Annotated in this window: 19 protein-coding genes; 8 read left to right on the top strand and 11 right to left on the bottom strand. The window is 72.9% G+C overall.

Annotated elements, in window-relative coordinates:
• Positions 1-88: 88 nt before the first annotated feature.
• Positions 89-1,678 carry a Rieske 2Fe-2S domain-containing protein gene (locus ABZU53_RS25290; RefSeq protein WP_355067880.1) on the bottom strand — a complete coding sequence of 530 codons (1,590 nt, stop codon included), beginning with the start codon at positions 1,676-1,678 and terminating at the stop codon, positions 89-91.
• Positions 1,679-1,876: 198 nt separating this feature from the next.
• Here ABZU53_RS25290 and ABZU53_RS25285 point away from each other — a divergent pair, with 198 nt between their 5' ends.
• Positions 1,877-2,101, top strand: a complete 225-nt coding sequence (locus ABZU53_RS25285; RefSeq protein ID WP_007456591.1) for a DUF2631 domain-containing protein — start codon at positions 1,877-1,879, stop codon at positions 2,099-2,101.
• A gap of 88 nt (positions 2,102-2,189) precedes the next feature.
• Here ABZU53_RS25285 and ABZU53_RS25280 read toward each other — a convergent pair whose 3' ends face one another.
• From ABZU53_RS25280 to ABZU53_RS25270, 3 genes are all read right to left on the bottom strand, one after another.
• Positions 2,190-3,410, bottom strand: coding sequence for a DivIVA domain-containing protein (locus ABZU53_RS25280; protein WP_355067878.1), 1,221 nt, complete (start codon positions 3,408-3,410; stop codon positions 2,190-2,192).
• A gap of 31 nt (positions 3,411-3,441) precedes the next feature.
• A complete protein-coding gene (rlmN, locus tag ABZU53_RS25275) occupies positions 3,442-4,599 on the bottom strand; it encodes a 23S rRNA (adenine(2503)-C(2))-methyltransferase RlmN (protein WP_354856357.1) in 1,158 nt (385 codons plus the stop codon).
• A 104-nt stretch (positions 4,600-4,703) separates the two neighbouring features.
• Positions 4,704-6,149: a phosphatidate cytidylyltransferase gene (locus ABZU53_RS25270; RefSeq protein WP_355067877.1), complete on the bottom strand. Its 1,446-nt coding sequence runs from the start codon at positions 6,147-6,149 to the stop codon at positions 4,704-4,706.
• Between the two features lie 444 nt (positions 6,150-6,593).
• On the opposite strand from ABZU53_RS25270, the gene ABZU53_RS25265 reads away from it, so the two are divergent.
• Positions 6,594-7,037, top strand: a complete 444-nt coding sequence (locus ABZU53_RS25265) for a hypothetical protein (protein WP_355067876.1) — start codon at positions 6,594-6,596, stop codon at positions 7,035-7,037.
• Between the two features lie 82 nt (positions 7,038-7,119).
• Here ABZU53_RS25265 and frr read toward each other — a convergent pair whose 3' ends face one another.
• The 5 genes from frr to ABZU53_RS25240 form a co-directional block, all read right to left on the bottom strand.
• Positions 7,120-7,677 (bottom strand): ribosome recycling factor, encoded by a 558-nt coding sequence (frr, locus tag ABZU53_RS25260; protein WP_354856362.1) that lies wholly within the window; start codon positions 7,675-7,677, stop codon positions 7,120-7,122.
• 82 nt (positions 7,678-7,759) lie between these two features.
• Positions 7,760-8,527, bottom strand: coding sequence for a UMP kinase (gene pyrH, locus ABZU53_RS25255; protein ID WP_354856364.1), 768 nt, complete (start codon positions 8,525-8,527; stop codon positions 7,760-7,762).
• A 162-nt stretch (positions 8,528-8,689) separates the two neighbouring features.
• Positions 8,690-9,517, bottom strand: a complete 828-nt coding sequence (gene tsf, locus ABZU53_RS25250) for a translation elongation factor Ts (RefSeq protein ID WP_354856366.1) — start codon at positions 9,515-9,517, stop codon at positions 8,690-8,692.
• 136 nt (positions 9,518-9,653) lie between these two features.
• The gene (rpsB, locus tag ABZU53_RS25245) at positions 9,654-10,577 is read right to left on the bottom strand and encodes a 30S ribosomal protein S2 (protein WP_355067874.1); all 924 of its coding nucleotides are present in this window, start codon (positions 10,575-10,577) and stop codon (positions 9,654-9,656) included.
• 282 nt (positions 10,578-10,859) lie between these two features.
• Positions 10,860-12,044 carry a hypothetical protein gene (locus ABZU53_RS25240; RefSeq protein WP_355067873.1) on the bottom strand — a complete coding sequence of 395 codons (1,185 nt, stop codon included), beginning with the start codon at positions 12,042-12,044 and terminating at the stop codon, positions 10,860-10,862.
• Positions 12,045-12,259: 215 nt separating this feature from the next.
• Here ABZU53_RS25240 and ABZU53_RS25235 point away from each other — a divergent pair, with 215 nt between their 5' ends.
• The 3 genes from ABZU53_RS25235 to dprA are packed head-to-tail and all read left to right on the top strand — an operon-like array spanning position 12,260 to position 15,354.
• Complete coding sequence (locus tag ABZU53_RS25235; protein WP_354856371.1) at positions 12,260-12,619, top strand: YraN family protein; 360 nt, start codon at positions 12,260-12,262, stop codon at positions 12,617-12,619.
• A gap of 30 nt (positions 12,620-12,649) precedes the next feature.
• Positions 12,650-14,170, top strand: a complete 1,521-nt coding sequence (locus ABZU53_RS25230; protein WP_355067871.1) for a YifB family Mg chelatase-like AAA ATPase — start codon at positions 12,650-12,652, stop codon at positions 14,168-14,170.
• Positions 14,167-15,354: a DNA-processing protein DprA gene (gene dprA, locus ABZU53_RS25225; protein ID WP_355067869.1), complete on the top strand. Its 1,188-nt coding sequence runs from the start codon at positions 14,167-14,169 to the stop codon at positions 15,352-15,354. Before ABZU53_RS25230 ends, dprA begins: the two co-directional genes overlap by 4 nt.
• A 156-nt stretch (positions 15,355-15,510) precedes the next feature.
• Here dprA and ABZU53_RS25220 read toward each other — a convergent pair whose 3' ends face one another.
• Entirely contained in the window at positions 15,511-15,798 is a 288-nt protein-coding gene (locus ABZU53_RS25220; protein ID WP_354856377.1) for a flavin reductase, read from the bottom strand.
• 917 nt (positions 15,799-16,715) lie between these two features.
• On the opposite strand from ABZU53_RS25220, the gene ABZU53_RS25215 reads away from it, so the two are divergent.
• Complete coding sequence (locus ABZU53_RS25215; protein ID WP_355067893.1) at positions 16,716-17,723, top strand: tyrosine recombinase XerC; 1,008 nt, start codon at positions 16,716-16,718, stop codon at positions 17,721-17,723.
• A 44-nt stretch (positions 17,724-17,767) separates the two neighbouring features.
• The gene (locus tag ABZU53_RS25210) at positions 17,768-18,949 is read left to right on the top strand and encodes an aminotransferase class V-fold PLP-dependent enzyme (RefSeq protein ID WP_355067867.1); all 1,182 of its coding nucleotides are present in this window, start codon (positions 17,768-17,770) and stop codon (positions 18,947-18,949) included.
• On the opposite strand, the gene ABZU53_RS25205 is transcribed toward ABZU53_RS25210, so the two are convergent.
• Positions 18,883-19,569, bottom strand: a complete 687-nt coding sequence (locus tag ABZU53_RS25205; RefSeq protein WP_355067865.1) for a M23 family metallopeptidase — start codon at positions 19,567-19,569, stop codon at positions 18,883-18,885. The genes ABZU53_RS25210 and ABZU53_RS25205 overlap by 67 nt on opposite strands.
• Positions 19,570-19,794: 225 nt before the next feature.
• On the opposite strand from ABZU53_RS25205, the gene ABZU53_RS25200 reads away from it, so the two are divergent.
• Positions 19,795-20,922: a sulfite oxidase gene (locus ABZU53_RS25200; protein ID WP_355067863.1), complete on the top strand. Its 1,128-nt coding sequence runs from the start codon at positions 19,795-19,797 to the stop codon at positions 20,920-20,922.
• Positions 20,923-20,935: the final 13 nt, after the last annotated feature.

The following is a 20,935-nucleotide window of genomic DNA, read 5'->3' as shown; positions in this document are numbered from 1 at the left end:
TCCCCGCGATCTTGCGCTTCCGGTCGCCGTTCCGGGGCGATTGCCGAACTTTGCTGCCGCGGGAAGTGCAAGATCGCGGGGAGGGGGGTCAGCTCAGGGCTTCGCCCGCCGGGGCCGGGGTCTCCGCGTCGACGCGGTGGGCGCGGACCTTGTGGCCGACGCTGGTCAGGCAGCGGCCGCTGGGCAGATCGAAGCGCCAACCGTGCAGCTGGCAGGTCAGCTGGTCACCCTCGACGATGCCGAACCGGGTCAGGTCCGCCTTCAGGTGCGGGCAGCGCCGCTGCACCACCCAGTCGCCAAGCGTGATGTCCTCGGCGTCGGTGCTGCGCTCGTGCTCGTCGTACCAACCCTCGGCGTACTGGAGGCGCTCCTCGGAGAGGCACTTGAAGAACGCGTAGACGAACTCGTTGTACTGGCCGATCCGGGCCGCCGAGAACCGGCAGGACAGGAAGAGCGAGTTGACCCAGTCCACCTCGTCGATGAAGAGCAGGTGCTCGATCAGCGACCGCTCGGTCCGGAAGCGGTAGCGGACCTTCTCATCCGCGTACGGCCGGACCTCCTTGCCCGGGAAGTCCACCACGATGGATTCAATGGTCTCCCCGCCCGAGTCGTCGGTGCCCACCAGGTCGAAGCGGACCGGGCCGCCGACCCCCTTGGCCAGGTAGATCGACTCGTCGAGCAGCGGCTCGATGCGGCGCTTCATCTCGCCGAGCACGTCCACCTCGGGGTGCCGCCAGGACGCCTTCTCCGCCTCGATGATCGGGCGCTTGCGCTCGCGCATCTCCTCCAGGTGGGCGACCTTGTTCGCGAAGAACTCCTCCACCGGCACCGGGTGGGTGGTGCTCGCGCCCTCGGTGGTGACCTCGGCGACGCTGCCCGGCAGCAGCACGATGCCGTTGGTGCCGCCGACCTTCGCGTACTCGCTCAGGAAGACCGACTGGTCCGGGAAGATGTTGCCCTCGTCGCCGTGGATGTCGTTGAACTGCCACAGCGCGTCGTCGAGGAAGCACGGCGGGCCGGCGATCGGGAAGACGTGGTCGGCCTTCAGGTCGTCGATGTAGCGCCACGTCCGGTCGAACTGCCGGTCGCGCTTCTGCTTGCCGAACGCGGTCTTCGCCGCCTGCGGCAGCTCGTAGACCATCGGGTACCAGATCGCCCCGGAGAACTGGAGCAGGTGCGCGTGCACGTGCCCCAGCTCGGCGAAGACGCTCAGGTCGGTGGGGCGGGCGTCGTTCTGGTTGAGCAGCCGCACACCGTCGTACTCGACCCAGAGCGAGGAGTCACCGATCGGGCCGTCGGTGGGGCTGGTCAGCGCCTGGATCATGATCTTCAGGCCGCCGTCCAGCTCCACGACCTGCTCGTTGGGCGCCTTGAGGAACTTCGTGAAGCCCAGCGCCCGGAACTCGTCCTCCATCTCCGAGGTGGGGAACTCGGGGAGCAGGACGGTGGCGTCCTTCGAGACGAAGTCCCGCAGGTGCTTCGCGTCGAAGTGGTCCCGGTGCAGATGGGAGACGTACAGGTAGTCGACCTGGCCCAGCGTCTCCCAGTCGAGCAGGGAATTGTCCGGGAAGGGAAACCACGAGGCGAAGTAGGCCGGGTTGACCCACGGGTCGCACAGGATGCTGCCCGCGGCCGTGTCGATCCGCATGCTGGCGTGCCCGGTTCCGGTCACTCGCACCGCACAGTCCCCCTCAAACAGACAATCAGGTGTACGCCAAACGCTACCGGAGGGAGTCTGACCGCCACCCCGCGACGCCCGTAGTGCCGTCCGGCCTGGGCGGGCAGGGCCAGAAGGCGGGGAAACCCCCACCGCGCCGCCCCGTGCGGGAGGCGTGCCAGACTAACCAAAGATCCGATCGCGAGGGAAGGACCGACAGTGGCAGGAAGCGAGCCGGTAACGTCGCCGGACCAGCACAAGCCCGGGCACCGCAAGTCGGGGCGCATCGGCGCCGTGCTGTCCGCGCTGGCGCTGGTCGTCATGGCGTTCTGCGGCAACCACGAGGGCAGGGTCGAGGACATCTGGCTGGTCGGCCTGGCCGCGCTGCTGCTGGTCATCGTGATCGGCGACGCTGTGCTGCGGCGCAACGGCCTGCGCTCCTGACCCGACCGGCCGCCGGACGACCGGCCGACGTACGCCGAGGGCCCGCCCCCCACCCGGGGACGGGCCCTCGTTCGCGTACGTGTCGGGGTCAGCGCCCGAAGAGGATGTCCTGCACGTCCTTGAGCGCGGCGTCGACCTCGGCCTCGAAGTAGCCGCCGGGCACCAGGCCGAACCGGAGCGTGTCCAGATCCTTCGGGTCGACCGGCATCGGGTTGCGGCGCTGCATGCCGCCGAGCAGGGTCTCGAAGAACCGGTCCACCTGGTCCGGGTCGTACCCGCTGCCGAACCGGCGCACCTGGAAGCTGCGGCGGATCTGGTCGACCCGGTACAGGTCGCTGCCGGGAGGGCCGGCCATCGGCGGGCCACCCATCGGCGGCCCGGCCATCGGCGGGCCACCCATCGGCGGGCCGGCCACGGCGGGCGGACCCGCCATCGGCGGGCCACCGAGGCCCTGCTGCGGCATCGGGGGCGGGCCGGCCGGGCCACGGCGCATGTCGCGCAGATCCCGTTCGGGCATCCGGATCTCGGCGGTCATGTCGGCGCGACCGTGCCGACCGGCCTCGAAGCCGTCGAAGCGGGGCTCCTCCGGCGGATAGCCGCCACCGGGCCCACGCTGGTCGTCGGGCGGGCCGTAGCCACCGGGCCCACGCTGGTCGTCGGGCGGGCCGTAGCCACCGGGCCCACGCTGGTCGTCGGGCGGACCGTAGCCACCGGGCATGCGCTGCTCGTCCGGCGGACCGTAGGCCCCCGGACCGGCGGGCAGACCGCGCGGCGGGACGCCGTGGCCACCCATCGGACCACCGGGCCCCATCGGGCCGGGGCCGCCGGGGCCGCGCTGCGCGTCGTAGCCGCCGCGGGGGGCGTCGTACCCGCCGGCGAAGGCGCCGGTGGGCTCGTCGTACCGGCCGTAGCGGTCGGCCGGCGGACCGGCCTGCGCGGGCATCGGCCGGGGCGGCATCGGCTGCGGAACCATGCCCCCACGGTCGTCGCGCAGCGGCGGGCCCATCCGATCCGGAGGGCCCAACCGGTCACCCATCCGAGGGTCGCCGCCGCGCCCGGCGCTCGTGCGCTCCTCCAGCTCGGCCAGCTGTCGCTCGACCCGGTCCAGGTGCAGGTCGACCTGCCACTCGTCGTAGCCGTTGAACCGGACCCGGAAGACGACGTCGTGGACCTCCTGGGAGGCCACCGGCGCACCCACCTGCCGGCCGTCGAGCGTCGCCTCGACCCGGTCGAGGAAGGCATCCACCTCGTCGACCTTGTATCCCCGGCGGAGCGCCTTGCGCCGGAAACGCTGACCCTGACTCGCCACTATGTCTCCTGGTCTCGTTCGCCACGCCCGGTCACGCCGGTGCCTCTCCGGCGCGGTCGGTGAAGGTGTCGGTGTCCTCGGCGGCGGCGAGCTGGCCACACGCGCCGTCGATCTCGCGACCCCGGGTGTCCCGTACGGTGGTGGAGACTCCCGCGTCACGCAAGCGCCGGACGAACTCCCGCTCGACCGGCTTCGGGCTCGCGTCCCAGCGGCTGCCCGGCGTCGGATTGAGCGGGATGAGGTTCACATGCGCCAACTTGCCGGCCAACAGCCGCCCGAGCAGGTCAGCTCGCCACGGCTGGTCGTTCACGTCCTTGATCATTGCGTATTCGATGGACACGCGACGGCCCGTCCGGGCGGCGTAGTCCCACGCTGCGTCCAGCACCTCGGCTACCTTCCAGCGCTGGTTTACCGGCACGAGTTCGTCGCGCAGATCATCATCGGGCGCGTGCAGCGACAACGCAAGGGTCACAGAGAGGTCTTCGCTGGCCAGTCGGCGGATGGCCGGAACCAGGCCGACCGTGGAAACGGTGATGTGCCGCTGGGAGAGGCCCAGGCCCTCCGGAGCGGGGCTGACCAGCCGACGGATCGCCGCGATGACCCGGTTGTAGTTGGCCAGCGGCTCGCCCATGCCCATGAACACGACGTGCGACAGCCGCGGCGGTGAGCCGGCGACCGCGCCCGAGGCCGCCACCCCGGCCAGGTAGACCGCCTGGTCGACGATCTCCGCCGTGGACAGGTTGCGGGTCAACCCGGCCTGGCCGGTGGCGCAGAACGGGCAGGCCATGCCGCAGCCCGCCTGGCTGGAGATGCAGACCGTGACGCGGTCCGGGTAGCCCATCAGCACGCTCTCCACCAGCGCGCCGTCGTGCAGCTTCCAGAGCGCCTTGCGGGTCGCGCCGTCGTCACAGGCCAGCTCGCGCACCGGATTGAGCAGCGTGGGCAGCAACTGGTCGGCCAGCCGCTCACGCGTCGCCGCCGGGAGATCGGTCATCGCCTGCGGGTCGCGAACCAGCCGCCCGAAGTAGTGGTTGGAGATCTGCTTGGCACGGAACGCGGGCTCACCCAACCCGGCGACCAGCGCCTGGCGGCCGGCCAGATCCAGGTCGGCGAGGTGCTGCGGCGGCATGGAGGCCCGGCGTGCGGCGGGGGCTTCCGAGATGGCGGGGATCAACGGCAGGCTCGTCATGGCTGGTCCAGTGTGTCACGCCTCCGGCGCCGGGCACCCCTCCGGAGGTGTGGAACCGCTCCCGGCCGGCGGTCGCGAACGCTCGGGCCACGGTGATCCATGCCTCACCCCACCGTCGGCACGAAGATCGCCAACAGCAGGTACGCGGTCGGCACCGCGAACAGGATCGAGTCCAGCCGGTCCATCAGGCCACCGTGCCCGGGCAGCAGGTTGCTCATGTCCTTGACGCCGAGGTCCCGCTTGATCATCGATTCGGCGAGATCGCCGAGGACCGCCGCACAGGAGACGGCCACCCCGAACACGGCACCCCACCAGGGGGCCACGTCGAACATCAGCCACAGCAGCAGCGCACTGCCCAGCGCCGCCGCGGTGACCGAGCCGGCAAAGCCCTCCCAGGACTTCTTGGGGCTGATCGACGGGGCCATCGGGTGGCGGCCGAAGGAGACGCCGGCCGCGTACCCGCCGGTGTCGGAGAGGACCACCGCGATCAGCGTGGCCAGGATGCGCAGCCGGCCGTCGTCGGGGGCCGCCGCCAGCAACGCCGCGAAACCGCCGAGGAACGGCACGTAGACCGCGATCAGGGTGGCCGCGGTGAGATCCCGCTGGAAGCCGGCCGGGCCGTCGCCCAACCGCCAGACCATCGTGCCCAGCACGGTGACCAGCAGGCCCAGGCTGAGCGCGTCCGGGCCGGCGAACCACGCCAGCCCGATGGTCAGCACGCCACCGGCGAGCAGCGGCACCAGCGGCGGGTGGGCGCCGCTGCGGCGGACCGCGCGGGCCATCTCCCAGATGCCGACCGCGATGGCGGCGGCGATCACCGGCAGGAACGCCAGCGGGTAGAAGACCAGCGGAACCACGATCAGCGCGCCGAGGCCGAGCCCGACCCCGATCGCCGCCGGCAGGTTCCGGCCGGCCCGCCCGGTGCCCACCTGCTGGGTCGCCGGCCGGTCGAGGCTGGCCCGTCGCCGGCCTTTCGGCCGCCGGCCGCTCGGCGGCTCCGGCTCGGTCACCGGATCGTCGTCCGGCAGGATCTCGGCGCCGATGGGCGCGAGCTGCGCGGTCGGGTAACCCGCATCGTCGTCGAAGCGGGACGGCGCGTCACGGTCGTCGAAGCGGGACGGCGCGTCACGGTCGTCGTAACGCTGGCCGGCGCCGGGGTCGGCATAACGTGGCGAAGCGTCACCCGCTGGCGGGCGGTCGCCGTAGCGGCCGGGGCGACCCCGGTCGTCGTACCGGTCGGCCTGGTTGCCGTCGTCGTAGCGGTCCCGGTCGTCGAAACGGTCGCGCCGGTCCCGGTCGTCGAAGCGGTCCCGGTCGTCCGGGCGGACCGTCCGGCCGCGCTCGTCGTACGGGTCCGCGGGGTACGGGTCTGCCGGGTACGGATCGGCGTACGGGCGGCTGCGGGGCTCGGCGTACAACTCGGGCCCGGCGGCCGGACGGCGGCTCCACTGGCCCGCCTCAAGCTCCTGCTCGGGCCAGGGCAGGGCCACCGGGCGCTCGGGCCGGTCCCAGCCGCGCGGCTCGTCGGTGTAGGGGTCGGGGTGGGACATCACGCACCGCGACGCGGCACGAGTACCACCACATGACGCAAGACCACAAGCATCCCCTACACGCGCGACTGTGTTCCTCCGGCTCGACCGCCCCGACGGTCGGTCGATTCCCGGTGTGCACCGCCCGGTGGCCGGGAATCCTGCCGAGCCTACTGCACCCGCCGCCGGGGCGAGGCGGACGATGGCGCCCCTGACCGCCGGGGCCCCTCCGGGGGTCGCGGTGGGCGAGATCCGGCGAGTCGCCGCGCTGCCACGACGGCGGCGGCCGCACGGCCGGCCCGAGAACCGCGCCCGCCGTGAGCACGAGCACCCGCGGTGCATCGACGCCTATCCGACCGAGCATCCGGGCGAACAGGGGATGACCCGCGCTACCCGTCGGTGGTCGGCTGTCGGTGTGCTGGCGTCCGCCGGCGGTTTCCACCACAGCAGCGGGGAGGAACGTTCGTGCGCAGAATCAGCCTGGCGGTGCTGACGATGGTCGCCCTCGTCCTGACGGCGGCTCCACCGGCCACCGCGGCGACGCGGAACGCCAGCATCAGGATCGACCACCGCACCAGCGAGATCTACCTGTACGACGGGAGTCCCGACGGCACCGGGCCGGCGTTCCCGGCCGCCACCGCCCGGGGGGAGGTGCGCAACTGCCCGACCGGCGTGTACTTCCTGTCGGCGTCGCTGACCCAGGACGGCCTGCCGACCTACTGGGCCACCGGCGGCCTCGGCGCCGGCGAGATCGTCTGCGACGGTGGCACCGCCAGCATCTCGATGGGCTTCTACCGGGGCGGCCCGGTGCTGCACCCGGGTCGGGCCACCGTGCGCTTCGAGCTGCACGACGCGTACGTCGGAACGACCCTGACCGAGACGACCCGTACCGTCCGGATCCCCCGCTGACGCGCAGACGGCACGAGGCCCGTCCCCGGATCGGGGGCGGGCCTCACGTCGGCTGCTCACCCGGCGGACGCCGGGTCGGGCCTCAGACCTCCAGCAGCTCGGTCTCCTTGTGCTTGACCAGGTCGTCGATGCTGGCGACGTAGCGCTGCGTCAGGTCGTCCAGTTCCTTCTCGGCGCGGCGACCGTCGTCCTCGCCGGCCTCGCCGTCCTTGACGATCCGGTCCAGCTCCTCCTTGGCGCGGCGGCGGACGTTGCGGATGGCCACCTTGGCCTCCTCGCCCTTGTGCCGGGCCACCTTGATCATGTCGCGGCGGCGCTCCTCGGTCATCTGTGGGAGCAGGATGCGCAGCTGGTTGCCCTCGTTGTTCGGGTTCACCCCGAGGTCCGAGTCGCGGATCGCCTTCTCCATCGCGTTGATCTGCGAGTTGTCGTACGGCTTGATGATGGCCATCCGCGGCTCGGGAACCGCGATGGACGCCATCTGCGTCAGCGGCGTGGGCGTGCCGTAGTAGTCGATGATGACCTTGGAGAACATGGCGGCGTTGGCGCGACCGGTACGGATGGCGCCGAACTCCTCCTTGGCGTGCTCAACCGCACGCTCCATCTTCTCCTCGGCCTCGAGGAGGGTGTCGTCGATCACCGGTCTCCTCGCCTCCTTCTGTGCTCGTCGTGGGCCTTGCTGAAAGTCGTCAGACCGCTGCTGCCGTCGCCACCGGCGGGGCTCAGGCGGTGATCAGGGTGCCGATCTTTTCGCCACCCACCGCGCGGATGATGGTGTCGTCACCCTGCGCGCCGAAGACCAGCATCGGCAGGCCGTTCTCCATGCAGAGGCTGAACGCCGCCGCGTCGGCCACCCGCAGGTTGCGGCGCAGCACCTCGGAGAAGGTGATCGAGTCGAGCTTGCTGGCGGTGGGGTCGATCCGGGGGTCGGCGGTGTAGACGCCGTCCACGCCGTTCTTGCTCATCAGCACCACGTCGGCCCGGATCTCCAGCGCCCGCTGGGCGGCCACCGTGTCGGTGGAGAAGTACGGCATCCCGGCGCCGGCGCCGAAGATGACCACGCGGCCCTTCTCCAGGTGCCGGATCGCCCGCAGCGGGATGTACGGCTCGGCGACCTGGGCCATCGTGATCGCGCTCTGCACCCGGGTCTCGATGCCCTCCTTCTCCAGGAAGTCCTGAAGGGCGAGGCAGTTCATCACGGTGCCGAGCATGCCCATGTAGTCGGCGCGGGCCCGGTCCATGCCGCGCTTCTGCAGCTCCGCCCCGCGGAAGAAGTTGCCGCCGCCAACCACGACGGAGACCTGTACGCCGCGGCGGACCACGGTGGCGATCTGTCGGGCGATGGCCTGGACGACGTCCGGGTCGACGCCTATCGCGCCGCCACCGAACACCTCACCGGAGAGCTTCAGCACCACCCGGCGGGCCCGTCCCGGCGGCGGCGCCGTCGGATCGTCCACCGCCAGCGTCCGGTCACTCACAACCTGCGTCATCCGCCCCGCCTTCCCCCACGCGCACGCCCCGCGCGACGCGTTACCGCGAACCTGCCGCTGCCGACCCTATGTGACGAGGAGGCCGCGGTGCCTGTCACGTACACCGGCGGCCTCCTCGTCGACGTCTTGCGCCCACGGGCGCGCGCGGCGCCCGGTGGCGGCTCAGGCCTGGCCGACCTCGAACCGCACGAAGCGGGTGACCTCGATGCCGGCCTCGGCCAGCACCTGCTTCACCGTCTTCTTGTTGTCAGCCACGGACGACTGCTCGATCAGGACGTAGTCCTTGAAGAAGGAGTTCACCCGACCCTCGACGATCTTCGGCAGGGCCGCCTCGGGCTTGTTCTCCTCGCGGGCGGTCTGCTCGGCGATGCGCCGCTCGGACTCGACGACCTCGGCCGGAACCTCGTCCCGGGTGAGGTACTTCGGCCGCATCGCGGCGATCTGCATCGCGACACCACGGGCGTCAGCGTCGCCCGCCTCGTCCGACTTGCCGGTGTACGACACCAGCACGCCGACGGCCGGCGGCAGGTCCTGCGCCTTGCGGTGCAGGTAGACCGCGGTGGTGCCCTCGACCTTGGCGAACCGGTTGAGCACCAGCTTCTCGCCGATCTTGGCGGACTGCTCCTGGACCAGGTCCGCGACGACCTTGCCGTCCAGCTCGGAGGCGAGCAGCTCCTCGGCGTTGTTCACGCCGGAACGCTCGCCGTGCTCCACCAGCTGCTGGGCCAGCGCGATGAACGACTCGGTCTTGGCGACGAAGTCGGTCTCGCAGTTGAGCTCGAGCAGCGCCTTGCCGGAGTGGGCGACCAGGCCGTTGGCGGCCGTACGGCCGGCCCGCTTGCCGACGTCCTTGGCGCCCTTGACGCGCAGGATCTCGATGGCCTTGTCGAAGTCGCCCTCGGCCTCGGTCAGCGCCTTCTTGCTGTCCATCATGCCGGCGCCGGTGAGGTCGCGGAGCTTCTTGACGTCCGCGGCGGTGATTTGGGACATGGCTCTCTCTTCGGTGTTGAGACGGCGTGTGGATGGTCAGAGGTGCCGGTTACCCGGATCCGGGCGGATCGTGCCCGGCGTACCGCCGCTGCCCGCCGTCTTCGGAAAACGGACGGACGGGCAGCGACGGTGCGGGTCACTCCGCGGTGGCGGCCGCCGGCTGCTCGGTGGCGGCCTGCGCCGGCTGCTCCGCAGCGGGCTGCTCGGCGGCGGCAGCGGCGGGCTGCTCGGCGGCGGCAGCGGCGGGCTGCTCGGCCGGGGCGGCCGACTCGTCGGCCTTCTTCGGCTCCAGCAGCTCGCGCTCCCACTCGGCCAGCGGCTCGTCGCTCGCGACACCCTCGGGCTTCTCGTCCCCGCCCCGGCGACGACCGGAACGCGCGATCAGACCGTCCGCGACGGCGGCCGCGACCACCCGGGTCAGCAGCTCGGCGGAGCGGATGGCGTCGTCGTTGCCCGGGATCGGGAAGTCGACCTCGTCCGGGTCGCAGTTGGTGTCGAGAACGGCGATCACCGGGATGCCCAGCTTGCGGGCCTCGTCGACGGCGATGTGCTCCTTCTTGGTGTCGACGATCCAGACCGCGGCCGGCAGCTTCTGCATGTCCCGCAGACCACCCAGCGTGCGGGTCAGCTTGATCTTCTCGCGGGAGAGCTGCAGGGTCTCCTTCTTGGTGTAACCGGCGGCGGTGCCGCTGAGGTCACCCAGGCCCTCCAGCTCCTTCATCCGCTGGAGCCGCTTGTACACCGTCTGGAAGTTGGTCAGCATGCCACCGAGCCAGCGGTGGTTGACGTACGGCTGACCGACCCGGGTCGCCTGCTCGGCGATGGCCTCCTGGGCCTGCTTCTTGGTGCCGACGAAGAGGATGCTGCCACCCTCGGCGACGGTCCCACGCACGAACTCGTACGCCTTCTCGATGTAGTCGAGAGTCTGGCGCAGGTCGATGATGTAGATGCCGTTGCGCTCGGTCATGATGAAGCGCTTCATCTTCGGGTTCCAGCGCCGGGTCTGGTGTCCGAAGTGGACACCGCTCTCCAGCAGCTGACGCATGGTCACGACGGCCATGGTTGGGGTACTCCTCAAGATCCCTGGTTGTCACGCCCGGCCGGTGGTCGGGCGTCCTGGCGCCTGGTCGCCGGCCCATGGTGGGCCCGATCAAGATCGGGACCAGGGAGGCCGTCGCTTCACGACGATTCGTGAAGAGGGCGCGCGAGGTCGACCGCGCGAGGCGGTCGCCAGTTGGCCAGTGTACGCCCCTCCCCCGCCCGACGGCCCCCGGGTGCGCGTGGGCGGGCTGCCGGGCGGGGCGGCCGGGCGGGGCGGCCGGGCGGGGCGGCCGGGCGGGGATCAGCCGGCGGCGAGGGCGGCGGCGACGAAGAGCACCAGGCCGACGGTCAGGTACGCCGTGGGAGGGCGCAGCCAGCCCCGTCCGCTGTCGGAGAGCGCCATTCCGCCGGTTTTGAGCCCGTACAGTCCCGATGCGAAGATCGGCAGCGCGGCGACCAGGCAGATGCCCACCACGACGTTGCCGGCGTCCAGCGGGTCGCCGGTCACGCCCGCCAGCAACACCCGCAGCGCGGGGACCTCGAAGATCAACGCCAGCAGGGCGAAGAGCGCGGCCAACGCCGGGCGACGGGTCCGGTAGACACCGTCTGCCGGCTGGGGGTAAACCGGCGGCTCGCCGGCGGGCAGGTCGGGCCGCGGGCCGATCCCCGGCATCGGGCCGGTCGGCATCTCCAGCGGGTGCGGCTGCTCCCCGCCGCCCCGGTTCGGCTCGATGATCGGATATCCGGCGAGCGGGGCGGGCCGAGCCTGGTCGGCGAGCACACCAGCCGCTGGCCCGACATCTCTGCCGGCCGCTGACCCGGCGTCTCGGGCGGCCTCCGGCGTGGCGTCTCGCGCCACCTCCGGCGCGGCGGGGCTCAGCGACTCTCGGGCGGCTCGGCGGCCGGGCAGCTCCCCGGAGATCTCCGAGGGGTCCCGATCCGCCCTGCGCGAGCGGGTCGCCCGGTAACCGTCCCCGTCCGTACGCGCGTCACCCAGCGGGTCGACCGCGCCGAAGCGTCCAGAGTCGGCCTCGCCGCTGCCGAACATCCCCGCTTGGGCGTCGACGGCGCCGAACCGCCCGGAGTCCGACTCGGGCGGGCCACCGAACCGGCCCGCGTCCACCGCGCTCAGACGGCCCGAGTCCGACTCGGGCGGGGCGCCGAAGCGGCCTGCGTCCACCGCGCTCAGACGGCCCGAGTCCGACTCGGGCGGGCCACCGAAGCGGCCCGCGTCCACCGCGCCGAATCGGCCCGAGCCCAGCTCCGGGGTTGCGCCGAAGCGCGTCGAATCCGGCTCCCGGCGTCGGCCGACGCCGGTGTCCTCGACGGATCGACCGTCTTCGCCGCCGCGCTGCTCGGGGATCTCGCTGTCCCGGTATCGCGGCTCACCCGCACCGCGCCACTCGGAATCGCCGTAACCGCGACCCCGCTCGTCGGGATACCAGCGCGACTCCTGATCTTCCGGAAAGCTCCGTCGTCCGTCCACGTCAGGCACCGTATGCGACCGGCCACGCCCGCGCCATTTCGGCCCGGCCGGCCGCCAGCGATCAGCGGGGAGGCGTGCGGCACGGCGTCCGGGTCGGGGTCGCCGCATAGCACAGCCCGGGCTTGATCGTCCGGTTGTCCACAGGACACCCGTCGTCCACAGCCGGGCCGTCGTGGGGTCGCGACGCCCGCCCTCGGACGGGCACCGTCGCGGCCATGACGAAGCGGAACCAGGCGGTCGGCGCGTACGGCGAGCGGTGCGCCGCCCGGCACCTGAGCGAGGCAGGGCTACGCCCGATCGTCCGGAACTGGCGCTGCCCGCAAGGCGAGATCGACATCATCGCCTGGGACGGGCCGGTGCTCGCGTTCTGCGAGGTGAAGACGCGTCGGGGGGACGTGTTCGGCACACCGGCCGAGGCTGTCGTACCGGCCAAGGCCCGTCGCCTGCGCGGGCTCGCCGCGATCTGGCTCGCCGAGACCGGCACGAGCGCCGACGAGGTGCGGTTCGACGTGCTGTCAGTACGACTGCCCGCCGCCGGTCCCGCGCAGGTCGATCACCTCAAGGGCGCGTTCTGAGATGCGCCGCCGACGGATCGGTGACGCGTCATGAGCTACGCGAAGGTGCTCTGCGTGGGGCTGGTCGGCGTCACCGGCCACCTCGTCGAGGTCGAGGCGGACCTGGCCGCCGGACTACCGGCCGTGGTGATCTCCGGCCTGCCGGACACGGCCCTGCACGAGGCCCGCGACCGGGTCCGGGCCGCCGTGGTCAATTCCGGCCAACGCTGGCCGAACCGGCGGATCACGCTGAACCTGCTGCCGGCCACGCTGCCGAAGTTCGGCTCGGCGTTCGATCTGGCCATCGCCGCCGCGCTGCTGGGCGGCTCGGGTGAGCTACCGCTGCTTCCGCTGGAGGGGGTCGTGGTCCTCGGCGAGTTGGGACTGGACGGGACGGTCCGGCCGGTGCGCGGGGTGCTGCCGATGGTCGCCGCCGCGGCCAGGGCCGGCGTCGAACGGGTCATCGTGCCGACCGGCAACGCCGCCGAGGCCGCGGTCATCCCCGGCGTACGGGTGCGGGCGGTGGACACGCTGCACCGGCTGGTCGCCTTCGTGCGCGACGGCAGCCCGCTGATCGAACCACCGCCGGACGCCCCGGCACCGGTTCCCGGCGGCCCCGACCTCGCCGAGGTCGCCGGGCAGGAGCTGGGCCGGCGGGCGCTGGAGGTCGCCGCGGCGGGCGGGCACCACATCGCGCTGCTCGGCCCTCCAGGCGCCGGCAAGACGATGCTGGCCGAGCGGCTGCCGTCACTCCTGCCCGAGCTGGACGACGACGCGGCGCTGGAGGTGACCGCACTGCACTCGGTCGCCGGGCTCCTGCCACCGGGTGGTCAACTGCTGCGCCGCCCGCCGTTCCAGGCACCGCACCACACGGCCACGATCCCGTCCCTCGTCGGCGGCGGTTCCGGGCTGGCCCGCCCCGGCGCGGTGTCGCTGGCCCACCGCGGGGTGCTCTTCCTGGACGAGGCGCCGGAGTTCAGCAAGGGCGCGCTGGAGGCGCTGCGCCAGCCACTGGAGCACGGCCGCATCCAGCTGAGCCGCAGCGGGGGCGGCACCGAGTACCCGGCCCGGACCCAACTGGTGCTGGCCGCCAATCCGTGCCCGTGCGCGAAGCCGTCCGGCGACGCGTACTGCGAGTGCTCGCCGCTGGTCCGCCGTCGCTACCTGGGCCGGCTCTCCGGGCCGCTGCTCGACCGGATCGACGTGCAGGTGCGGCTGATGCCCGTACGGGCGGCGGAGCTGATGGCGTCCGTCGGCGACGCCGAGTCCTCGGCCACGGTCGCCGCCCGGGTCGCGGCGGCCCGCCGCGCGGCGGCCAACCGCTGGGCCAGCCTCGGGCGGCGACTCAACGCCGAGGTGGACGGCCCGCTCCTGCGCCGCCCGCCGTGGCGGCTACCGGCGCTGGTCACCGCCGAGCTGCGCGGCCGACTCGACTCCGGCTCGCTCTCGGCACGGGGCTTCGACCGGGTGATCCGGATGGCCTGGACCATCGCGGACCTGGACGGCCGGGACCGGCCGGACCGCGACGACGTACGAGAGGCGATCCAACTACGGACAGGGGAGGCGGCATGAGCGCCGACGAGGAGAGCAGACTGGCCCGGGTGGCGCTGACCTGGTTGGCCGAGCCGGGCACCCGGGCGGTGTACCAGCTGGTCGACCGACTCGGTCCGGTGGCCACACTGGATCTGTTGCTCGACGGCGGCAGCCCCGACGGCTGGCTGCACAGCACGGTGGCGGCCCGGTCGGCCGCCGGTGACGCACGGGCGGTCGCCGCCGAGGCGTTGGAGCGGGCCGACCGGCTCGGTGCCCGCCTGGTCACCCCCGACGACGCGGAGTGGCCGGCCCGGGTGGCCGGCCTGAAAACGCTCCGGCTGCCGGACGCCACCCGCCGGGTGGACGGTGAAACCGCGCCGCCGCTCTGCTTCTGGGTACGCGGAGCCTGGCCGCTGGGCGAGGCGCTGGAGCGCTCGGTGGCGGTGGTCGGCGCGCGGGCGGCCACCGGTTACGGCCAGCACGTCGCCACGGAACTGGGGTACGGGCTGGCCGAGCGGGACTGGACCGTGGTCTCCGGCGGCGCGTTCGGCATCGACGCGGCAGCCCACCGGGGTGCCCTCAACGCGGGCGGGTTGACCGTCGCGGTGCTGGCCTGCGGGGTGGACCGGCCGTATCCCATGGGCAACACCGCGCTCTTCGACCGGATCGCCGACACGGGGCTGCTGGTCAGCGAGTGGCCACCCGGCGCCGAGCCGCTACGCCCCCGGTTCCTGATCCGCAACCGGGTCATCGCCGGGGGCACCCTCGGCACCGTCGTGGTGGAGGCGTCGGCGCGCAGCGGCGCGACGCAGACCGCCCGACGGGCCATCCACACCGGACGGGTCGCGATGGTCGTGCCCGGGCCGGTGACCTCGGCGATGTCCGTCGGCGCACACGAGTTGCTCCGCGAGTGCTCCGAGGTGCGGCTGGTCACCGGGGTGGCGCACGTGCTCGAGGAGGTGGGCCGGGTCGGCGCGGACCTGGCCCCGCTGGCCCGTGGCCCGCAGCGGCCGACCGACGCGTTGGACGACGACGCCCGGTCGCTGCTGGAGGCGTTGCCCCGACGGGGCGTACGGGGAGTGGACGCGCTCGCCGCCCGCGCCGGCGTGAACGTGCGTACCGCGCTGCGCAAGCTGTCGCTGCTGGAGGAGCTGTCCATGGTGGTGCGCCGCGACGACGGCTACGCCCTCGCCCCGGCCACCACACCGAAGGGCGGCGGATAAGCAACGAACCGCCACGGCGCACGGTCATGGGTGTGGCGACACCGGCACCAGTGTGGACTGCGGCGGCGGATACTCGGCCGTGCGGGGGCCATCTCCGCCGTCCGACGGATATGCGTGAGTCCCCGACCGGAGGAACGAAAGCTCGGCGTTACTGCGCTATAGCGGGAACCGGCCGGCATTGCGGAACCGGTTGATCGCGAGGTGCCGGACCCAGCCGAGGAAGCGGGCGTACATCTCGACTGGGTTCGGGGGCTCCGGGTAAAGCCCGCACAGGTCCCGGGTCGCCTCCCCCAAGCAATCAGCCATGTCGACCGCCAGTAACCGGGGCTCGTCGGCGTATTCGCCGGCCAGATCGGCGCGGGCTCGACCACACGGCCAGGGCTGGGCATCCGCCGCGCAGAACCAGAACGGTCGGACCGGGGCGTGCCGCTGAAGGTCGCTCACCGCTGGATTCCCCGGTACCGAACCGGCGACCAGCGGCTCAACCGGCGCAGGGGTGGATGCGCGTTGTTCAGGACCGAGTTCACCGAGCCGAAGACCACCCCGGGTGCCCGCTGGGACCCGCTCAGTTAGTCGGTTTAGTTCGTCGTCTGGTGCCACGTCAACCTCCCGGGTCGGGGTCGGAGGGGCACCCCCGCCCGCCCCGCCCGACCGACGGGGACGAGGAGTAGGTCCTTCCGCCCGTCCGGAGGCCCTCCCGAGACACGGAGCGGCCCCGGGGCGGTAGCCGCACCCGGGGCCGTCTCCCTGCCTTCGGGGGACCGAAGCCGCGGCCGGGCTTCCCGCGCTCCGTCACGGCGGGGATCAGCCACTCCACGCCGCCGCCGGCTATCTGCCGCTTCAGGCGGACCAGCTCCAGGTCCGTCCCGCCACCTTCAGGCCTAGACAAATAATTCCTAACCTTTGCTGCGGCGGTTGGCGCAGCCGGCGGCCGGCGGTGACCCTCGGTCACCTCCGTGGGGGCGGATGCGGTCGTAAGCGGTATACCTCAGAGTCATATTCATACCTCTGAGGTATACCGCTCAACAGCACATCGACACGACGGGCAGCCACAGCGGATCATCGGCGCCCTTCGCCGCAGCCCCAGCCCCGTCTTGAGTTAGGATTTATTCGTCTAGGCGAAAGCTGTCGTTGCTGAAGGAGCCGTCCATGGTGGTGGCCGCGACGACGGCTGCGCCCTCGCCCCGGCCACCAAGCCGAAGGGGCGGCGCATAAACAGACGAACTGCCCCAGTGCACGGGCGTGGTGGCGACACCGGCACCATCGTGGCGAACGCTGCGCGGCTCTCGGCCGTACGCTGGTGCCGTGCCAACTGTCAGTGGGGGTGCAGCCATCGCAACGCCGCCATCGGCGCGGCGGCGGTGAGCCGGTCCACCCGGGGCACCCGGGCCACCCACCAGGAGCTGCCGCCGGCGCTGCGGGACGCGGTCGACGACTTCGCCGAGCACCTCTCCCGGGTCCGCAACCGGTCGGCCCACACCGTCCGCGCGTACGTGACCGATGTGGTCGCCTTGCTCGACCACGCCGTCCGGATGGGCTGCCTGGAGGTGGCCGAGCTGGACCTGTCGGTGCTGCGGAGCTGGCTGGCCCGGCAACGGACCACCGGCGCCGCCCGTACGTCGCTGGCCCGTCGGGCCGCCTCGGCGCGGGCGTTCAGCGCGTGGGCGCACCGCGCCGGGCTGCTCCGCTCCGACGTGGGCGCCGCACTGGCCAGCCCTCGTGCTCACCGGGAGTTGCCCAGCGTCCTGCGCGCCGACCAGGCCGCCGCCCTGGTGGAGGCACCGGCCCGGCAGCCGACGACCGCACCCGCCACGATCACGACGGAAGCCATGACGGTTGCGGCGCCGGACGCGGCCGCCGCCGAGGCGGTGCTGTTGCGCGACCGGGTTCTGCTGGAGCTGCTCTACGCCACCGGCGTGCGGGTCAGCGAGGCGTGCGGGCTGGACGTCGGGGACGTCGACCACGGTCGCCGGGTGATCCGGGTGTTCGGCAAGGGCGGGCGGGAGCGCTCGGTGCCGTACGGGGTGCCCGCGCAGCGGGCGTTGGACGAGTGGTTGCGCCGGGGCCGACCGCTGTTGGCGGGTGCCCGCTCCGGCGACGCGCTGCTGCTCGGGGCTCGCGGTGGCCGGCTCAACCCGACGACCGCGCGACAGATCGTCGGCGGGTACGCCGAGACGGCCGGCCTTCCCCGGACCAGCCCGCACGGGCTGCGCCACTCCGCCGCCACCCATCTGTTGGAGGGCGGGGCCGACCTGCGCGCCGTGCAGGAGCTGCTCGGCCATTCGTCGTTGGCCAGCACGCAGATCTACACCCACGTCTCGGTGGAACGGCTGCGCGCCGCCTACCGGCAGGCACATCCCCGCGCCTGATCAAGGGCCGAGGGGGCGGGTCGCTCGACGGTTACGATCATCGGGTGAGCGTCCCGCAGCCCCCCGAGCCGATCCCGGGCGCCCGCCTGCTGTTCTCCCTGGACCCGGCGGTCAGCCATCTCAACCACGGATCGTTCGGCGCGGTGCCGATCGGCGTGCAGCGAGCCCAGCAGCGGCTGCGCGACGAGATGGAGGCCAACCCGCTGCGCTTCTTCACCCAGGGGCTCGTCGACCGGATCGCGCACACCCGCCGGCACCTCGCCGGGTTCCTGGGCGCCGACCCGGACGGCAGCGCGCTGATCGGCAACACCACCACCGGCGTCGCCGTGGTGCTTCAGTCGGTGGGCCTGCAACCCGGTGACGAGGTGCTCAGCACCGACCACGGGTACGGGGCGGTGAGCCTGGCCATCCAGCGGGAGTGCCGGCGCACCGGCGCGATCAGCCGCGTCCTGCCGATCCCGCTGGCCGCCACCGACGAACAGATCGTGCAGACCATCCGGGCCGGCCTGCGCCCGGGGCGGACGCGGCTGCTCGTCGTCGACCAGCTCACCTCCGCCACCGCCAGGCTCTTCCCGATCGCCGCCATCGTCGGGGTGGCCCACGAGGGCGGCGTGCCCGTCCTGGTGGACGCGGCACACGCCCCCGGGATGCTGGCCACCACGGTCGCCAGCATCGGCGCGGACTTCTGGGCGGGCAACCTGCACAAGTGGGGGTACGCCCCGCGCGGCACCGCCCTGCTGGCGGTGGCCCCACAGTGGCGGGAGCGGATCGAGCCGCTGGTGGTCTCGTGGGAGCAGGAAGCCGGCTTCCCGGCCCGGCTCGAATGGCAGGCCACCCTCGACTACACCTCCTGGCTGGCCGCCCCGGCGGGACTGTTCACGCTGCGCAGCCTCGGCGTCGACCGGGTACGGGCGCACAACGCCGCGCTCGCCGCGTACGGTCAGCGGGTGGTGGGGGACGCGCTGGGGGTGGCCCCCGCTGATCTGCCCGACCCCGGCGGACCGGGGGTGGCTCTACGCCTCATTCCGCTGCCGTCCGGCACGGGCACCACGATCGACGCGGCGCGGGCGTTGCAGGCGCGGATCGGCGAGCGGCTCGCCGCCGAGGTCGCGGTGATGAGCTGGAACGGTCGCGGATGGCTGCGGCTCACCGGTCAGGTCTACAACGCCGCCGACGAGTACGAACGGCTGGCCGTGCGGCTGCCGGCGCTGCTCGCCCAGCGCTGACCGTCTCCCGCCCGACCGAGCGGAGGCGGGCGCACCGGGAGCAGTCGCACCGGGCCGAGGCCGAGCAGGGCCAACGGGTCGAGATACTCCTCGCCCCGCCGCAGGCCCCAGTGCAGGCACGCCTCGGCCGGGCAACCCGGATGCCCGGGCAGCAGTTCGCCCAGCGGCGTGCCGGCGATGACCGGCTGGCCGGGGCGTACGACGGGTTGGACCGGCTCGTGGGTGGTCCGCAGCCCGTCGGCGTGCCCCACGGTGACCACCTGTCGACCGGCCACCAGGCCGGCGAAGAGCACGGTGCCCGGCCCGGCGCTACGGACCACCGCTCCGGCCGGCGCGGCCAGGTCGACGCCGCGGTGGCCAGGCAGCCACGGTCGGGGCGGCGGGTCGAACCGGCGCACCGGACGAGGTGGCCCGTCGACCGGCCAGCGGAACCGCCCGGCGGGCGCTGGGTCGGCGGGCGGGTCGGTCACGGCCGCGACCGGCACTGTCGGCGTCGGTGGTTGGCCGGGCACCGCCGCGACCAGCACCGCCAGCCCGCAGAGCTGGACGGTAAGTGCGAGCGGGAGCGCGGCGCACAGCAGCAGCGTGCGGCGGATCGAGTCGACGGGTGGCTGTCGCATGACGGCAGCCTCCGGCCGAGGCCGACTCGTCCGCCAGCCCGGCCGACGAAGCTGTGGACAACCGGAGGTGCTGTGGACGACCACCGAAGGGCTCGATGATCTGTTAAGCGAGCGCTGTCCCGGCCCGACGCCAACCGGCCCAGGACACCACCACCGGGCCGCCACGAAGGGCCTAGGCTGGGCCGCGTACGGCGGGTGCCGCCGTCTGCACCGGGGAGGCATCGCATGACCACTGTCGATGACCGAGGGCCGAGGGCGGCCGACGTGAGCGGCCCGTCGCGGCTCGCCGAGCCCGACGAGGCGATCAGTGCCGACGAGTTGCAGCTCGCCGCCCGCAACCACGGCCTTCCGCTGGAGGCGCTGCGGTACGACGTCACCCCGGCCGGGCTGCACTATCTGCTGATCCACTACGACATTCCGGAGCTGGATCCGGCGGCGCACACACTGACCATCGGCGGCGCGGTGGACCGACCGCTGACGGTCACGCTGGCCGACCTGCGCGAGCGACCCCGGGTCACCCACCGGGTCACGATGGAGTGCGCCGGCAACGGCCGGGCTCTGCTGCACCCCCGACCGGTGAGCCAGCCCTGGCTGGTCGAGGCGGTCGGCAACGCCGAGTGGACCGGCACCCCCCTCGCGCCGCTGCTGCGCGAGGCGGGCCTGGGCGCGGACGCGGTCGACGTGGTCTTCACCGGCGCCGACCACGGGGTCGAGCGCGGCGTCGAGCAGGACTACCAGCGGGCGCTGCCGGTGGCCGACGCGCTGCGCGAGGAGGTGCTGCTGGCGTACGAGATGAACGGCGCTCCCCTGCTGCCGCAGCACGGCGCCCCGCTGCGGCTGATCGTGCCGGGCTGGTACGGCATGGCGCACGTCAAGTGGCTGAACTCGATCGAGGTTCGGACGGAGCCGTTCGAGGGCTACCAGAACGCGGTGGCGTACCGGCTGCGTCGCGACGCCGACGACCCGGGCGTGCCGGTCACCCGGATCGAGCCACGTGCGCTGGTCCGCCCACCGGGCTTTCCCGACTTCATGACGCGCCGCCGGGTGCTGCCACCGGGCCCATGCACTGTGGACGGTCGGGCCTGGTCGGGGCACGCGCCGGTGGTCGCGGTGGAGGTGAGCGTCGACGGCGGAACGAGCTGGGCGCCGGCCGAGCTGGACCCGGCGACGGGCGGGGAGTTCGCCTGGCGGCGGTGGCGGTTCGAGTGGACGGCGACGCCGGGCCGGTACGTGCTCAGCGCGCGGGCGACCGACGCGTCCGGGCGGACCCAGCCGGTCGAGCAGCCGTGGAACCGTGGCGGCTTCGCCAACAACCTGGTGCAGCGCGTCGAGGTCGTGGTGCCGGCCGAGTGACCGGCGCGGCCGG

This window comes from Micromonospora sp. NPDC005194 (assembly GCF_040608335.1).
Lineage (GTDB): Bacteria > Actinomycetota > Actinomycetes > Mycobacteriales > Micromonosporaceae > Micromonospora.
Note: the sequence above shows the minus strand (reverse complement) of the source record. Positions and strands in the feature narration are given on the sequence as shown.

Excerpts from the sequence above, each read along its gene's own strand:
- dprA (WP_355067869.1), top strand. The coding sequence starts at position 14,167 with ATGAGCGCCGACGAGGAGAGCAGACTGGCCCGGGTGGCGCTGACCTGG.
- rlmN (WP_354856357.1), bottom strand. The coding sequence starts at position 4,599 with ATGACGAGCCTGCCGTTGATCCCCGCCATCTCGGAAGCCCCCGCCGCA.
- ABZU53_RS25230 (WP_355067871.1), top strand. The coding sequence starts at position 12,650 with ATGAGCTACGCGAAGGTGCTCTGCGTGGGGCTGGTCGGCGTCACCGGC.
- ABZU53_RS25270 (WP_355067877.1), bottom strand. The coding sequence starts at position 6,149 with ATGTCCCACCCCGACCCCTACACCGACGAGCCGCGCGGCTGGGACCGG.
- ABZU53_RS25200 (WP_355067863.1), top strand. The coding sequence starts at position 19,795 with ATGACCACTGTCGATGACCGAGGGCCGAGGGCGGCCGACGTGAGCGGC.
- ABZU53_RS25205 (WP_355067865.1), bottom strand. The coding sequence starts at position 19,569 with ATGCGACAGCCACCCGTCGACTCGATCCGCCGCACGCTGCTGCTGTGC.
- ABZU53_RS25235 (WP_354856371.1), top strand. The coding sequence starts at position 12,260 with ATGACGAAGCGGAACCAGGCGGTCGGCGCGTACGGCGAGCGGTGCGCC.
- rpsB (WP_355067874.1), bottom strand. The coding sequence starts at position 10,577 with ATGGCCGTCGTGACCATGCGTCAGCTGCTGGAGAGCGGTGTCCACTTC.
- tsf (WP_354856366.1), bottom strand. The coding sequence starts at position 9,517 with ATGTCCCAAATCACCGCCGCGGACGTCAAGAAGCTCCGCGACCTCACC.
- pyrH (WP_354856364.1), bottom strand. The coding sequence starts at position 8,527 with ATGACGCAGGTTGTGAGTGACCGGACGCTGGCGGTGGACGATCCGACG.